The sequence below is a fragment of the uncultured Algoriphagus sp. genome, from assembly GCF_963974835.1.
Lineage (GTDB): Bacteria > Bacteroidota > Bacteroidia > Cytophagales > Cyclobacteriaceae > Algoriphagus.
Map to the genome: position 1 here is coordinate 108,756 of NZ_CAXBET010000002.1, position 15,304 is coordinate 124,059.

Here is a 15,304-nt window from a genome sequence, read left to right on the forward strand (position 1 = left end):
TTTGAGGCTAAAAGATCGAAAATTCACCGCTAAATCCAAGGGTTTGATTTTGAATGAAGTACTTTAATACTTGATTTTTATCCTGACAATTTTCGTCAAATCCAATTTTCAATTGCCTTTAAACTCACGCCCTTCCTTATCTTAGTTCCAATACTTTTTCCCTTATGGATCAAAAACCTTTCATCATTTACAAGTCCTCCGCCGGCTCGGGTAAAACCTACACGCTGACGCTGGAATATCTAAAACTTGCACTGCAAAGTCCTCATGCCTTTAAGCAAATCCTTGCGGTGACTTTTACAAATAAAGCTACGCAGGAGATGAAGGAGAGGATCGTGGAGGAACTGAAACGACTACGGAATCAAGTGAATCCAAATGAAAAGATGGATTCTGAACTGATGAGCTCCTTGAAAGTTGATGAAGCCGGCCTAAAACTATTGGCTCAGCAGACACTCACTGCGATTCTTCATGATTATGGAAGATTCTCTGTGAGTACCATCGATAGTTTCTTCCAAAAAGTGGTGCGAGCCTTTGCCCGGGAGATTGACCTGAATGCCAAATTTGATGTGGAATTGGATCAAACTGCAGTTTTGGAGCGCGTAGTAGATCGGGTAGTAATGCTTGTAATGGAGGATGAATTTCTGCACAAATGGTTGGTGGACTATGCCTACGAGCAAATCCAAAATGGAAAATCCTGGGATATTAGACGCAATATCCGGGGCTTAGGTCAGCAGATTTTTCAGGAAGATTTTAAAAAATATGCTCCTGAAATCAAGGAGTTTCTGAAGGATAAAGAAAATATCACTTTACTACAGTCTTTTGTAAGGGAGCGTAAAAATGAGATTGTCAACTTATCAAAGGAGTTAGGCAAACAAGCAGAGGCTATTCGCATTACAAATGGATTGGAATGGGCGGATTTTGCCGGAGGCTCTAGATCTTTTGCGAAACTGTTTGAGAAATTCGGAGATAGAAATCAGCCGCTACCAATTCTTTCGGATTCTCAACAAGGAAAAATTGATTACCCAGATTCTTGGTTTTCGAAGTCAAGTAAACAGATTGATGCTATTCTATCAGCCTACGATCAAGGCTTAAATCAGATTCTACATCAAATTTTGGTTCTTACAGGCAAGTGGAACACACTTCAGGCCATTGCGAAGAATAGTTATGTCTATGGGGTTTTTAGGAATCTTCTAGACGAACTTACGCTAATCAAAGACGAGGAAAATATTCTACTTATTTCCGATGCCAATGAATTTCTAAAGGAAATCACCAAAGGAAATGATACGCCTTTCATCTATGAAAAAGTTGGCAATCAGTACAAAAACTACCTGATTGATGAGTTTCAGGACACATCTGGTTTTCAATGGGATAGTTTCAAACCGCTGCTAGAAAATTCCCTTGGTCAAGGGCAAACCAATTTATTGGTAGGAGATGTGAAGCAATCGATCTATCGATGGCGAGGTGGTGAGATGAAGTTGTTGCTTTCGCAAGTGGAAGATGAAATCGGAAAGGAAAGCATTCAATTGGAGAATCTGGACACGAATTTCCGCAGCCTTCCCAATATCATCAATTTCAATAATGCGGTTTTTAAGGTTTTGCCACAGGCAATGGAGCAGGTTTTGGGCTCAAGTTATGGAGTTGAAAATGCACAAATTCTTTCTCAAGCTTATGCAGATTCCTTTCAGAAAATTTCCCCTAAAAAGGAAAAATCCACTTTTAAGGGGAAGGTTAAACTGGAATTTATTGATCCCAAGGATGAAGAAGAGGAGGGTAAGTTCGATGAGATCGTTCTAGGAAAATTGCCTGAGCGGGTCATGGAGTTGCAGGATCATGGCTATGAACTGGAGGATATCGCTTTTCTGGTGAGAACAAGATCAGATGGTGAAGCGATAGCGGATTGCATGATGAGCTATGCTGCGGAGCATCCAGACACCGCATACAGTTTCGATGTACTTTCCGATGAATCCATGTATCTAAATAAAGCTGCTTCGGTAAAAGCGCTCGTTTCTGGCTTTAATTACCTGCACAATCCTGCCGATAAAGTTCAGTATAAAACCATGTGGTATTATCTGGCGGTGCTAATGGACGCTCCCGTAGACCACGAATTGTTTGCTTTGGATAAGATGCCAGTCTTTCTGGAAAAGCAGGTTAAGCAATTTCAGGAAAAGGAAATTTTGATGCTTCAATTGCCGCTGATGGAAGCTCTGGAGGAGTTGATCAAAGTGCTTGGATTGATGGAGTTGGGCCTGGAAAAGGCTTATATCTCAGGATTTAAAGAGGCTGTATATGACTTCACAGCCAATAATAGGGCGGATTTGAGCGGTTTCTTGGAATGGTGGGAAATCAATCAGACTAAGCGCACCGTCAAAATCCCTGATGGTCATAATGCGATGCGGATTCTCACAATTCATAAGTCAAAAGGTCTGCAATTTAAGGTAGTTATGATGCCTTTCTTGAAGTGGACCATCTTTGATATTACGAAGGGCAATGTGGTGTGGTCACCATTTGAGGATAGAGAGAAAGGGCTTTCCGCTATTATTCCGTTGACATTAAGTGGGGATTTGGCGAATTCGGACTTCAGCGCTACTTATGCTGATGAAGCTACGATGGCCTATTTAGACAGCTTAAATATGCTATATGTGGCGCTAACAAGAGCAGAGGATTTCTTTATTGGTTTTATACCATACAAGGAGAAAATCGGTTCCCAGAATTCAATCGAAGTTCAGCTTCAGCAATTGGTTCAATCCCATACCGATCCAGAAACTAATTTAAGCTTGATTTCTCATTATGACTCAGAGTCAAAAGTGTTTGAGTTAGGCGACTGGCCTGTAAATCAAGTGAAATCAATACTTCCTAGAAAATCTCCGGAACTTCGATGGGCATATAAAAACTGGGCTGAAGTGCTTACACTTAAGAAATATGCGGTTGACTTTTCGATGGAAGGAATGGAGCAGCGGAAGAAGCAGAAGTTTGGCTTAATCGTGCATGAGATATTGGAATTGTCTGCCGACAAGGCTTCAGCATTACAGAATTTGCAGTCATTCTATTTCGAAGGCAGATTGAATGAGCAGGAAAAACAGCTAGTTGAGCAGCAATTGGTGCATCTATTTCAAGATTCACTTTTTGCTTCCTGGTTTGGCACCAAAGGTATTTTATTGGCAGAACAGGGGATTCTTTTACCAGGAGGAAAGCAGAAAAGACCAGATCGGATTATCCTAAATGAAAGTGAAGCTGTGATCGTGGATTTTAAAACGGGTGAGGCTCAAAGTCGCTATGCCAATCAAGTGAGAGAATACATGGAATTGGTGTCAAAGCTATCACAGAAGCCAACTAAGGGCTATTTATGTTATTTAGAAACAGGAGTAATAGAGGAAATCAATGCATAGTTTTTTAAGAAATACAGCCAAAGAAATCCTCGAAAGTGGAGTTGATCTGCAAAAGCTCACCGTCGTACTGCCTAATAGGCGAGCAGGATTATTTTTCACTCAACACCTTGGGAGTTTGATCAGCGAACCTACTTGGATGCCTGAAGTGAAGACTATCGAAGAGATATTCTATGATCTGGCAGGAAACAGACCTGCTGATGATTTGACCTTAATTTTTGAGTTGTATCGAGTCTACCAAGATCTCAATCCTGAAGCCGAGACTTTCGATCGATTCTATTTCTGGGGAGAAATGATCCTGAAGGATTTCAATGATGTGGATCAGTTCATGGCGGATGCTGGTAAACTCTACCATCATTTGTCTGAAATCAAGGAATTAGAGTCGGATTTGAGTTTTCTGACTGAGAGTCAAATAGATTTGATTCGGCAATTTTGGGCATCATTTGTAAATCAGGATAGGGATCATCAGGAGAAATTTTTGAAGTTCTGGCAATTGCTCAGTCCGCTTTACACAAGTTTTCAGTCTTCGCTTGCCGTATCCGGTTTGGCTTATTCCGGGATGTTGTATAGAAAAGTTGCTGAGGCTTTGGAAAGCATTCCTCGACCTGAGAAAGTGCATCATTTTGTTGGTTTTAATGCTTTCACAGGAACTGAAGAGGCTTTGATCAAGCATTACCTTACCGCTTTTGGAGCAAAGATTTATTGGGATATCGATGCCTATTATTTTGAAGATAAAGTACAGGAAGCTGGTTTATTTTTTCGTGATTATCAAAAGGACAAAATCTTTGGACCCACTTTTCCAGAACATATTCCCACCCAGATTGATGATAGAAAAGCAAAGATCAAGACCTATGCAACACCTCTGAAGACAAATCAGGCGAATTTGGTTGGTTCAATTCTGGAGAAAATTCCTGCTGGGGAAGCATGGGAAGAAACCGTGGTGATTTTGCCAGACGAGCAAATGCTCTTTCCTGTATTGCATACACTTCCTGTGCAAGTCGATAAGGTGAACGTAACCATGGGTTATCCTGTGAAAAATGCGCCGGTTTATTCCTTTTTGGAAGCTGTGCTGGAGATGCAGCGATTCATCAAAGAAGAGGATGGGAAAATATTGTTTTATCATACTGCCGTAAAAAATCTCTTAAGCTCCATCTATCTCAAAAGTGCCAATCCGGGATATGCTGAGAACTTGATGGAAGAAATGCAGCTTCTGAACCAAATTCATGTTTCAGCAGAAAAGCTTCATAAAGGGGGAGATTTATACCAGTTGATTTTCCAAAAATTGGAGAATGATTCTCTTTTTCATTATCTGGCTAAGCTAATGGAAGCTTTGGCTGAGCGATTGAAAGAGGAACCTTTGCAGCGTTCTTACTTGTATCAATGCTTCAAGCAACTAACGAGATTACGAGAGATTTTTGCAGGACAGGATATTCTTTCCATTAATAGGGAATTCTTTATTCGCCTTTTTCGTCAAGTTTTCCGGGAGGTCAAATTGCCATTCGAAGGAGAACCACTACAAGGTTTACAAATCATGGGCGTGTTGGAATCCAGAAACCTTGACTTCAAGCGAGTGATCATTTGCAATATGAATGAGGATAGTTTTCCGCCTTCTGCCGGGCTAAATTCCATGATCCCATTTAATATTCGAAAAGCCTTTGGCTTGCCAGTGCAAGAGCAGAATGACTCGATTTATGCCTATACCTTCTATAGATTATTGCATAGTGCGGATGAAGTTCACATGATTTATACTACAGCTTCCGATCAGGGAAAAGCTGGAGAAAAGAGCCGTTACATGCAGCAAATGGGAGTGGAGCTTGGAAGAGAGATGGAGGAAGAGGTTGTTTTCATACCTATCGATCAGAAATCTCCGGAAGAGATTACGATCCAAAAGGATTCAGAAGTTTTAAGCCTGCTGGACAAGTATCTGATCGATGAGCATGGAAAATCGCAGACTTCATTTTCACCGTCTGCCCTAAGCGTATTTCTGGATTGTAGGCTGAAATTCTACCTTCAATATCTGGCAAATATTCAGGAAAAGCAGGAGGTAAGTGAGGAGATCGACGCTGCAGTTTTTGGAAATCTGGCTCACCTGAGCATGGAGATTTTATACCAGGATTTTGCGAAGCGAAGGAATAGAACTTTGCTGGAAAAGACAGATTTCGATGAGTTGAGTAAGAATTGGGTGTTTCCGGCAATTGAGAAGGCCATACGCCAATTCTACCATTTAGAAGATGAAGTAGATACAAAACTGAATGGGCAAATGGCCATCGCACGTGATGTGTTGCAGAAATATTTGCATCAGATATTGAAAATTGATGAGGATTCTACGCCATTTAAGTTGATTTCTCTGGAGAAAGAGAAAAAATATACTGCGGGCCTGCCTATTGAAACCTCCGCAGGAATGCAAACAGTGTCTTTAAAAGGAATCATTGACCGTGTGGATGAGCATAACGGTTCTGTAAGGCTGATCGATTACAAATCAGGTCAGGACAATAAGACTTTCCCTGATGTAGAGTCACTTTTTGATCGTGAGCATAAGTCCCGAAATAAAGCAGCGATGCAAACGATGTTTTATGGATTGATCTATCAGGCTACAAATCCTAGCAATACCTTGCCTCTTAAACCCGCCATTTTCAATCTAAGGGAAATGTTTGGGGATGATTTCAATCCATATTTACAACAGAAACTGCCTTATAAGACAGGTATTGAAGTTGATGATTACAGACAATTTGAACAGGATTATAGGGCAGGTCTAAAATCACTTTTGGAGGATATCTACAATCCTGAAGTTCCTTTTGACCAAACAGATGATTTGAAAAAATGTGGTTATTGTCCGTATAAGGAAATTTGTGGGAGGTGATTTTAAATAGTGATCATTTTCGCTCAAAAAAGAGAAGCAAATAGTTCAATACATAATCCCGATTCTGAAAACTATACTTCTATATAAATATTCAGTTTGGTTCAAGGAGCTGAATCCAGGTGGTAGTTGATCCGAAGCGATGGTCTGTGTACCTAGATTGGCCAAACTTCCTAGGAAATAGGAAATGTCCTGTCTTTTGTAGGCAATACTCAGTGAAAGGGCAGAATTGCCTTTGTGGGAAGGAAAGCTGACACCAAAGGAAGGACTAAACATCAAGCCCCCACGGTACCAGCTTTTACTCCATTCATTCTCTATTTCTTCCTCCAAAATGGCCGACCCAATACCCAAATCTAAACCACCAAAGATTTTTGGCTTGCCTTCCTTTCCCAGGAAACCACGGTATCCAAAGGCAAATGGGATGATAGAAATTGTTTCATATTGGTCGAAACCCACTGAAAAACCTACTATATGATTTCTGCTGATTCTTGCACCATGAAAACTCATGAGCGTGAAATCTGTTCTTCTTTCGGTAGTGCCATCCCATTGTTCAGCGCTACGTCCCGCTAACAGCCCGATTTCAGTTTGTCCAAAATATAATTTATCCTGAGCCAAGCAGTCTATACAGGTCAGAAAAAGACCTAAGCAAATAAAGGTAAATGCTTTATTTAACATCAGTAATCAATATACGTTGACTGGATTGCTCACCTGAATACAGCTAAGTTTTTCAAGTTTATTTGGGTTGCTGTAGTCAAATTGACAAACTCCATCGGGACCGATTACGATTAGAGATTTTGGTCCAGGGATCAAATCCACAGATTTCTGACTGGTGAGAAACTCAAGTTGATTTTGATCAATGGACATCACATCAGATACATTGAAGCTTTTTAAGCCGTGGACACCTTCAGCTATATAAAGAAAATCTCCCGCCAAACCCAGTCCATGTGGGTGCAGCATGGGATAAGACTTTTTGAGAGTGGGGCTGTAGGGATTTTTAATATCGATTACATGAAGTTCATTTACCCCATTACAAGCAGTTCCAACTCGAAGGGTCACAAAAGCGAAATCTTCATTAACTACTACGGGATCGCAAGCTTGAACATGCTCATAAACAGCCATACGGGTAGGAGAGCTAGGTGTGCTGGCATCGTAAATGTGCATGCCAAAATTGGAACCTATGAATAGCTTATCCTGAAAAGGGAAAATTGTTTCTATACCCCAGCCTAGATCGATTGGTTTTACATAAGAAGGATTAACTGGATTTTCCACATCAAAGACCCGTAGCGTAGATTCATCAACTGCGTAAAGGTGGTGATTGTTAAGCGTGAATCTAGCCATGGAACCGCCTGTACCGTAGCTCTGAGCTGCTGCAGAATAGTTAGCAGAAAAACTCATTCTTGAATCCATAAGCCATCCACCCTCAAATTGCCAGTTGGGGTTTTCTGAAGTAAGTACTGTGTCCTTAAACGTGATTATTTCACCAGTTTCATGGTAATACATATGAGTGAAGACATCTTCAACTCTTTTGATAAGTTTAATGTTGGTAATTTTGCTGATGTCAAATGCCAGTAGATCCACATAATTATCCGCGTAAAGGATGTTGCCATTAACAGCCATATCCACGTTACCTGCAATGGGTATAAAGCTCAAATTAATTGGGTTCGCAGGATCCTCATTATCTAGAATGTGAATTCCCTTTGTGGGCTCATTGATGAAAAGATAATCCTCATAGATGTAAATTTTGCCAGGATTGTCCAAAGGCTGAGCTGGCTCAGTAGTGATTACTCTTGCCCTGATATCGCTCATTTCATAATACACAGGCATCATGGTTTGATAGGTATAAGTGGAAGTTATTTCATCCTGACAGGAGGAAAATATCAAAACTGTCAGCAAGAAAAGTGCGGAGGAGTAGAAGGATTTCATTTGGCTTTAGTTTAGTGATATAAAAGTATGTGACTAGAAGACGAAACCAAACATTGATATGCTACATGTCAAGATGTTAAAATATGATTTTTTTGAACTTCATAAATAATTAAGCTGCAATCTGAAGTTTTTTTTTGGGAGAGTGAAAGTTCCTTTTAGCATTCCAAGTACCGATTATTATGGAGATCTTTATTTAAAATATGTGACGAAAAAGGCGATTAAAATAGGGAGTACATTCAATTTGTACATACTAAAGTTTGACCTTAAGAAAAGTTTAACCGATTAGTTTGAATGCTAATTTTTCAAACTAATCGGTTAAATTGTGTCAAACTTTTTAGCATATGACACTGGAGAAAAAATACTGTTTAAACTGTAATGCGGTGATCCAAGGCAGAATCGATAAGAAGTTCTGTGATGATCAATGCCGTAATTCCTACAACAATCAGCAAAATGCCTTTTCGACCAATTACATCCGAAGAGTAAATCACAGCTTGAAAAAGAATCGGAATATTTTGGAATCAATCATTCCTGAAGGTGAGGAGATGGCAAAAACAACACGGGAAAGACTTCTACGTGATGGTTTTCAATTCAAATATTTCACACATCTCTACGAAACCAAAAAGGGTAATATCTATCATTACTGCTATGATTATGGCTTTCTGGCATTAGAAGGTGACTGGTATTTGGTCGTGAAAGGAAAGGAAGTTTAGCGCCAAGGAAGTATTTGAACGCTTACCTCGCAGTAAATTGGTACTTTTGGGGGTGTCAGAAAAACAACAAGATTCCACCGCCCAGTATCTCAAAAGCCTTTTGATTGAAAGCCTCAACGAAATGCAAACTGAGTTTATCTCCAGAGCAGCCAAAAATCCCCATCTCGTACTTTTATCTCCAACTGGTTCAGGAAAGACAGTTGCCTTTCTCATTCCACTTTTGAATTCCCTGAAAGAAAATGTACGGGAAGTACAGGCCTTGATTATCGTGCCTTCCAGGGAATTGGCGATCCAGATCGAGCAGGTTTTCAAAGGCATGAGAACTCCATTTAGAGTGAGTACCGTTTACGGAGGCCACTCATCCAAATTGGAATCAAATAGCTTGGGTGAATCACCGGATGTAATTATAGGTACACCAGGAAGACTTGCTGACCATATAGAAAGAGAATCTTTTGATCCTAAAACCATCCAAACAGTGGTCTTGGATGAGTTTGATAAATCACTTCAAATGGGCTTTCATGAGCAACTAAAGGTGATTTTTGCAGCGCTAAATGGACAACAAAGACATTTACTTACTTCGGCAACTGTATTAAAGAGATTGCCTGATTTTCTTCCATTCGTAGACCATCGCACAATTAATTTTTTAAAGGATGTGATTGAGTCTAAGCTAGAGCTAAAAGTTGTCCATAGTTCAAGTAAGGAAAAAGGGGAAACGCTGATGCGTTTGGTAGCAGGATTTCAGGATGAGTCCTGTATCGTTTTTTGTAATCACCGGGATGCGGTGGATAGACTTAGCACCCTGCTAAAGGATTACGACTATTACCACTCGGTTTTGCACGGTGGCTTGGAACAGATAGACAGAGAAAAGAATTTGATCAGATTTCGAAGCAAAGTCACCAATCTGTTGATTGCAACTGATTTGGCATCAAGGGGATTGGATATTCCGGAGATCAAGCATGTGGTTCACTATCAATTGCCTCCGAAGGAAGATGCGTTTATTCACAGGAATGGAAGAACAGCCAGAATGCATGCAGAGGGTTTGTCTTATCTGATTTTGGCAAATGATGAGTCAAGACCAGATTACATCGATGAATTCATTGAGGAATTTAAAGTAGGTGAGAAGCTCGTGCCGCCAGTTACTCAGGAATGGACTTGCCTCTATGTAAGTGCCGGCAAAAAGGATAAAGTAAGCAAGGGTGATATCGTAGGAATGCTGACTAAAAAAGGTGGGCTGAGTAGTGCTGAGATCGGATTGATTACCATCATGGACTTTGCATCTTATGTTGCTGTGAAAAGTAATTTGGTTCAGAAACTTTTGCCCAAACTGAAAAATGAGCGGGTGAAGAAAGTGAAGGTGAAGATTGAGGAAGCGAACTAGAATGCAGTGGGCAGTCTCAGAGATCAGTTTTCAGTACTAATATTTGCATATAGTTAATCTTGAACTTCCATTGCCTGTTTTTTGAATTGCGAATATCCTTATCTTGATAAATCAAAACAATCAAGAAATCAAATGAAAAAACGCGTCACAGGGATCGGTGGTATTTTTTTCAAAGTAAAAGACCCTGCTAAAACTAAAGATTGGTATCAAGAGCATTTAGGCCTAAATACAGATGCCTATGGAGCTACTTTTGAATGGCGAACTGCTGACAATGCCAATCAGAAAGGATTCACTCAGTGGTCTCCAATGAAAGATGATACCCAATATTTCAAGCCTTCGGAAAAAGACTTTATGGTCAATTATCGAGTGGAAAACCTGGTCGAATTGGTGAAGGAATTAAAGGCTGAAGGGGTAACGATTCTCGATGAAATTGATGATACCGAATACGGCAAATTTGTACACATTTTAGATCCGGATGGGCATAGCATAGAGCTTTGGGAGCCAGTGGACGAGTTTTATGATGAAATGGTAAAAGGTAAAACAACAAGTTAATCTATGAGTGAAATAAAAATTCAACATGAATATGATGGAAAGAGAGGCTCGTTCTATTTGGAAGAAGGAGCTAAGCGATTTGCTGAAATGGTTTATGTGATGGCTGGACCGAAGAAAATGATCATTGAGCACACAGAGGTAGATGATAGTTTACAAGGCCAAGGCGTAGGTCTAAAACTCCTAAAGGAACTGGTAGATTATGTGCGTAAGGAGGAAATCAAGGTTATCCCGCTTTGTCCATTTGCCAAAGCGATGTTTAAGAAAAAGGAAGAATTGCAGGATGTTTTAAACTAAAGTTTTTAAAAAAAGAGTGTCCAGATAAGCCATACCAAGGTAAGGATCACCATGATGGCGAAGAAGTATCCGCTCCTAGAGAAAGAAGAATATCTGCTATTTCTGTACTTGATACTTTCATCAATGCTTTTTAGGTCAGCTTTATCCATGTTTTTCTCACGAGTAACCCCATCAGGTCTTGATGATTTGGGACGGATTTTTCCCAGATTTCGATTCTCCTTCGAAGACTTGTTTGCTGAAGAAATAAAGCCGGCTCCTCTTATCATTATCAACTAATTATATTTTAAAGTAATGGTTTCTTATGAAATAGAAAAGAACTTGTCTCTACAGGATTTTATTTATGTACTGACTGATTCAGGATTGGGAGAGAGAAGGCCAATGAATGACCCCGAGCATTTAGAAAGAATGCTTCGTAATTCTAATATGGTGATTGTTGCACGGGATTCAGGACAAGTGGTTGGAGTGTTGCGGGGTTTATCTGATTTTTCCTACAGAACTTTTGTAGCAGATTTGGCTGTAATCTCCGCTAAGCAAGGTCATGGCATTGGACGCGGGATGCTGCAATTTGCAAGGACTTTGGCTCCAGAAGCAAGATTGATTCTATTTTCGGCAGAAAATGCAACAGGATTTTACCAAAAAATCGGTTTTCACTTACATGAGCGTTGCTATCAATTGAAGGTTGGCGAGAAACTATGCTGATTTTTCGCTAAACTGCTAATTATTAAACCAGCCAACCAAATTTCATATGAGAAAAATAGTACTATCGGGGCTAGCCGTGATGCTTTCTTACGGCCTTTACGCTCAAAAAACATACATCCATGCAGGTAAACTGATAGATGTTAAGAATAAAAAAACACTTAGCGAACAGACAATTATTGTAGAAAATGATAAGATACTGTCTGTCGTTTCGGGTTATTCCACTCCTGGATCCGAGGATTCTGAGATTGATTTAAAAAATAGCACAGTGATGCCTGGCCTAATGGATATGCATGTGCATATAGAAGGAGAAACTAGCCCGACAAGGTATGTGGATGGATTCAGAAATAATGAAGCAGATATAGCTTTTAACAGCATCGGATTTGCTGAAAAGACCATCATGGCAGGGTTTACCACCGTCCGTGACTTAGGTGGATCGGGAGTAAATATTGCCTTGAGAAATGCCATCAATTCTGGAAAGGTGACAGGTCCACGTATTTATACTGCAGGTAAGTCCATCGCACCCACAGGAGGACATGCAGATCCTACTAATGGCGTAAGGAGAGATTTGATGGGAGATCCGGGACCTGATCAAGGCGTAATAAATGGTCCGTATGATGCGCGAAAAGCCGTAAGGCAAGCGGTGAAATACGGGTCTGATTTAATCAAAGTAACTGCCACAGGTGGTGTTTTGTCCGTAGCAAGAGACGGTTCAGCTCCTCAGTTCCAACAGGATGAATTGGATGCTATAGTAGCTACTGCAAAGGATTTTGGAATAATGGTAGCAGCACATGCCCACGGAGATGAGGGAATGCAACGCGCGATTAGAGCTGGAGTTACTTCGATAGAGCATGGTACGATGATGTCCGATGAGACTATGGATTTGATGAAGGAGAGAGGCACCTGGCTAGTACCTACCATCACTGCTGGGATGTCCGCTGCAGCTTTTGCAGAAATCCCCGGTTATTATCCGGAGGTGGTTGCCCAAAAGGCAAAAAGAATAGGAGCACAGATACAGGAGACATTTGGAAAAGCCTATAAGAAAGGAGTGAAAATTGCTTTCGGAACCGATGCCGGTGTGTTCGCGCACGGGGATAATTACAGAGAGTTCATTTATATGGCTGAAGTAGGCATGCCTAATTTGGATGTGATTCAATCCGCCACACTGACTAACGCACAATTTTTAGGAATAGAGGATAAATTGGGTTCTATTGAAGCAGGAAAATTAGCTGATATTATAGCTGTAGCTGGAGATCCCGAGCAAGACATCTCCGTGATGAAAAATGTGGTGTTCGTTATGAAGGAAGGCAAAGTTGTCAAAGATTAACATTTTGGAATGTACACGTTCTAAAATTTTTTAGACCATTTAAATACGATCAAATTAAATAATTATGAAAAGCAGAATTCTACTTGTCTTATGTTTTATATCATTTCTGGCAAATGCCCAGGAAAAATTCGAAAAGAAAAAAGAGGAGGATCCAAAAGCTCAGGTTTTTAAATCCAAGCAGTCAGTTATGATCGACGGAAAAACGATCAATCTTAATGCTGAGGCCGGGACTTTTGAATTAAAAGATGAGAATAATAAACCAATAGCTCTGTTTGGGTTTACAGCCTATTTTAAAGAAAATCCTGAAAAAAACCGGCCAATTGTATTTTCATACAATGGTGGTCCGGGCAGTTCTTCCTATTGGTTGCATATGGGAATTATGGGTCCAAAAAGAATCGTGGTTGATGATCCAAATTACAATGCCAGTGCACCATACGAGTTAACTAATAATGAGTTCTCTATTTTGGATGTGGCAGATGTGGTAATGATGGATCCAGTAGGAACAGGTTTGAGCGTGCCAATAGGAGAGGCTACGGGTAAGGATTTCTGGGGAGTGGATCAGGATATTCGAAGTGTCAGTTTATTTATAATGCAGTTTTTGAAAGCACATGATCGCCTTAATTCTCCTAAGTATATTTTGGGAGAGAGTTATGGTACTTTTAGAAATGCAGGAGTGATGAGCTATTTATTGGATAGAGGTTATGCTTTGAATGGAGTGATCATGGTTTCCTCTGTATTTGATTTGAGAACTTTATTCTTCGTTCCTACAGAAGACATTTCCTACGTGGCCTATTTGCCAACTATGGCAGCCACGGCATGGTACCATGATAAAGTTCAGAACAAAGGAGATGATTTAGCTTCATTTGTGGAAGAAGTGAGGCAGTTCACTGAGAATGAGTATTCTCCGGCGCTTTTCAAGGGAAGTAATCTTTCTGAATCCTCCAAGAATTCAATCGCAGAAAAGCTGCAGAATTATACAGGAATCAGCGCGGCTATTTGGAAGCGGGCCGATTTGAAAATGGATGCGGGAGAGTTTTTTCAGGAATTGCTTCGTGATGAAGGAATGACTGTAGGTCGTCTTGATTCAAGATATAAGGGCATTAACCTTGATCCAATGTCTATGAATGCATTCACAGACCCTCAAAGTGATGCAATTTCACCGGCGTACACGATGGGATTCCTCGATTATTTTCATGGAACTTTGGGAGTAAGCAAAGACTTGAACTACTCCACTTCGGCTTACAGCAAGGAGGGGTTTAAGTGGGATTGGTCGCATAGAGGAAATCAGTATTGGGGAACTGATGGAGCCGTTACTACATTGCCAGATATGGCTGACGCATTAAGCAAAGATCCTAACATGCAGGTCTTGATTCTTAATGGATATTATGATCTTGCTACTGTTTTTTATGGCGTAGAACATTCTATCTCGCATTTGGGACTGCCAAAATCAGCTTCAGATCGAATTAAAATGACTTATTATGAAGCTGGTCATATGATGTATACTGATTTGCCTTCTGCAAAACTCTTTCGTGAAGATGTAAGAAAGTTTATTCTTGATACCTTAAGAAAGTAATGATTTGCTATTGACAGATAAATAAAGAAATATATAAAACATGTGATTTTCAGTCCTGGAATTTCATGTAGTGAATAGAAAATGTAAACTTAAGTAGAAGCTAAAACTTTGATTATTTATATACATTAATAGTATGAAGGTTCAGGAGAGAATTCTCTTGAACCTTTATTTTAATCAACATTTTTTGGTAGGAAATTCTGGGGGATGATTATAAAATAAAATCCCTTTTAGATATACTTTTCCATCTGCATTCTGATTTTATCCAGAGTCAGAGGCTTTTCTAAAAATCCTGAAACTATGCTATACTCTTGGGCTTTGAATCTGTCCTGATAATCTATAGAACTAGATAGAATTACAATTTTGTCCGACCTGTCGGAGTGCATTTTTTGGTACTTATCCAAAAACTCCCAGCCATTCAACACAGGCATATTTATATCCAAAAAAATAAGAAGCGATTGCTTCGGATCAATATCCTTTAATTTAATTAGTGCTTCCTCACCTTCCAGAAATTCTATAATGTTCTCAGTTATACCAACTTTTCCAATCAGCCTTTTATTTATAAGGTTATTTATTGGGTCATCATCCACTAGAAAAATGGTGTCAAATTGGATCAT

Annotated in this window: 13 protein-coding genes; 9 read left to right on the top strand and 4 right to left on the bottom strand. The window is 39.9% G+C overall.

Annotated elements, in window-relative coordinates; genetic code table 11:
* Positions 1-164 precede the first annotated feature (164 nt).
* Positions 165-3,383, top strand: coding sequence for a UvrD-helicase domain-containing protein (locus AACZ73_RS06575; protein ID WP_339876510.1), 3,219 nt, complete (start codon positions 165-167; stop codon positions 3,381-3,383).
* On the top strand, positions 3,376-6,240 hold the full coding sequence (locus AACZ73_RS06580) for a PD-(D/E)XK nuclease family protein (protein ID WP_339876512.1): 2,865 nt from the start codon (positions 3,376-3,378) through the stop codon (positions 6,238-6,240). The genes AACZ73_RS06575 and AACZ73_RS06580 overlap by 8 nt, the downstream gene beginning before the upstream one ends.
* A gap of 45 nt (positions 6,241-6,285) precedes the next feature.
* Here AACZ73_RS06580 and AACZ73_RS06585 read toward each other — a convergent pair whose 3' ends face one another.
* Positions 6,286-6,912 carry a hypothetical protein gene (locus AACZ73_RS06585; RefSeq protein WP_339876514.1) on the bottom strand — a complete coding sequence of 209 codons (627 nt, stop codon included), beginning with the start codon at positions 6,910-6,912 and terminating at the stop codon, positions 6,286-6,288.
* 6 nt (positions 6,913-6,918) lie between these two features.
* Positions 6,919-8,160: a hypothetical protein gene (locus tag AACZ73_RS06590; RefSeq protein WP_339876516.1), complete on the bottom strand. Its 1,242-nt coding sequence runs from the start codon at positions 8,158-8,160 to the stop codon at positions 6,919-6,921.
* A 341-nt stretch (positions 8,161-8,501) separates the two neighbouring features.
* On the opposite strand from AACZ73_RS06590, the gene AACZ73_RS06595 reads away from it, so the two are divergent.
* From AACZ73_RS06595 to AACZ73_RS06610, 4 genes are all read left to right on the top strand, one after another.
* The gene (locus tag AACZ73_RS06595) at positions 8,502-8,870 is read left to right on the top strand and encodes a hypothetical protein (protein ID WP_339876517.1); all 369 of its coding nucleotides are present in this window, start codon (positions 8,502-8,504) and stop codon (positions 8,868-8,870) included.
* 52 nt (positions 8,871-8,922) lie between these two features.
* Positions 8,923-10,248, top strand: a complete 1,326-nt coding sequence (locus AACZ73_RS06600; protein ID WP_339876519.1) for a DEAD/DEAH box helicase — start codon at positions 8,923-8,925, stop codon at positions 10,246-10,248.
* A 132-nt stretch (positions 10,249-10,380) separates the two neighbouring features.
* Entirely contained in the window at positions 10,381-10,800 is a 420-nt protein-coding gene (locus AACZ73_RS06605) for a VOC family protein (RefSeq protein ID WP_339876521.1), read from the top strand.
* A 3-nt stretch (positions 10,801-10,803) separates the two neighbouring features.
* Positions 10,804-11,094 (top strand): GNAT family N-acetyltransferase, encoded by a 291-nt coding sequence (locus AACZ73_RS06610; RefSeq protein WP_339876523.1) that lies wholly within the window; start codon positions 10,804-10,806, stop codon positions 11,092-11,094.
* Positions 11,095-11,099: 5 nt separating this feature from the next.
* Here AACZ73_RS06610 and AACZ73_RS06615 read toward each other — a convergent pair whose 3' ends face one another.
* The gene (locus tag AACZ73_RS06615; RefSeq protein WP_339876525.1) at positions 11,100-11,360 is read right to left on the bottom strand and encodes a hypothetical protein; all 261 of its coding nucleotides are present in this window, start codon (positions 11,358-11,360) and stop codon (positions 11,100-11,102) included.
* 25 nt (positions 11,361-11,385) lie between these two features.
* Here AACZ73_RS06615 and AACZ73_RS06620 point away from each other — a divergent pair, with 25 nt between their 5' ends.
* The 3 genes from AACZ73_RS06620 (at position 11,386) to AACZ73_RS06630 (ending at position 14,690) form a co-directional block, all read left to right on the top strand.
* Complete coding sequence (locus AACZ73_RS06620; RefSeq protein WP_339876526.1) at positions 11,386-11,793, top strand: GNAT family N-acetyltransferase; 408 nt, start codon at positions 11,386-11,388, stop codon at positions 11,791-11,793.
* Positions 11,794-11,839: 46 nt separating this feature from the next.
* Entirely contained in the window at positions 11,840-13,117 is a 1,278-nt protein-coding gene (locus AACZ73_RS06625; RefSeq protein ID WP_339876527.1) for an amidohydrolase family protein, read from the top strand.
* A 64-nt stretch (positions 13,118-13,181) separates the two neighbouring features.
* Entirely contained in the window at positions 13,182-14,690 is a 1,509-nt protein-coding gene (locus AACZ73_RS06630; protein ID WP_339876530.1) for a carboxypeptidase, read from the top strand.
* A gap of 227 nt (positions 14,691-14,917) precedes the next feature.
* Here AACZ73_RS06630 and AACZ73_RS06635 read toward each other — a convergent pair whose 3' ends face one another.
* Positions 14,918-15,304 carry a response regulator gene (locus AACZ73_RS06635; RefSeq protein WP_339876532.1) on the bottom strand — a complete coding sequence of 129 codons (387 nt, stop codon included), beginning with the start codon at positions 15,302-15,304 and terminating at the stop codon, positions 14,918-14,920.

Coding starts and splice junctions, on each gene's coding strand:
- AACZ73_RS06610 (WP_339876523.1), top strand. CDS start 10,804: ATGAGTGAAATAAAAATTCAACATGAATATGATGGAAAGAGAGGCTCG.
- AACZ73_RS06620 (WP_339876526.1), top strand. CDS start 11,386: ATGGTTTCTTATGAAATAGAAAAGAACTTGTCTCTACAGGATTTTATT.
- AACZ73_RS06585 (WP_339876514.1), bottom strand. CDS start 6,912: ATGTTAAATAAAGCATTTACCTTTATTTGCTTAGGTCTTTTTCTGACC.
- AACZ73_RS06630 (WP_339876530.1), top strand. CDS start 13,182: ATGAAAAGCAGAATTCTACTTGTCTTATGTTTTATATCATTTCTGGCA.
- AACZ73_RS06635 (WP_339876532.1), bottom strand. CDS start 15,304: ATGATCCAATTTGACACCATTTTTCTAGTGGATGATGACCCAATAAAT.
- AACZ73_RS06580 (WP_339876512.1), top strand. CDS start 3,376: ATGCATAGTTTTTTAAGAAATACAGCCAAAGAAATCCTCGAAAGTGGA.
- AACZ73_RS06595 (WP_339876517.1), top strand. CDS start 8,502: ATGACACTGGAGAAAAAATACTGTTTAAACTGTAATGCGGTGATCCAA.
- AACZ73_RS06575 (WP_339876510.1), top strand. CDS start 165: ATGGATCAAAAACCTTTCATCATTTACAAGTCCTCCGCCGGCTCGGGT.
- AACZ73_RS06605 (WP_339876521.1), top strand. CDS start 10,381: ATGAAAAAACGCGTCACAGGGATCGGTGGTATTTTTTTCAAAGTAAAA.
- AACZ73_RS06615 (WP_339876525.1), bottom strand. CDS start 11,360: ATGATAAGAGGAGCCGGCTTTATTTCTTCAGCAAACAAGTCTTCGAAG.
- AACZ73_RS06625 (WP_339876527.1), top strand. CDS start 11,840: ATGAGAAAAATAGTACTATCGGGGCTAGCCGTGATGCTTTCTTACGGC.
- AACZ73_RS06590 (WP_339876516.1), bottom strand. CDS start 8,160: ATGAAATCCTTCTACTCCTCCGCACTTTTCTTGCTGACAGTTTTGATA.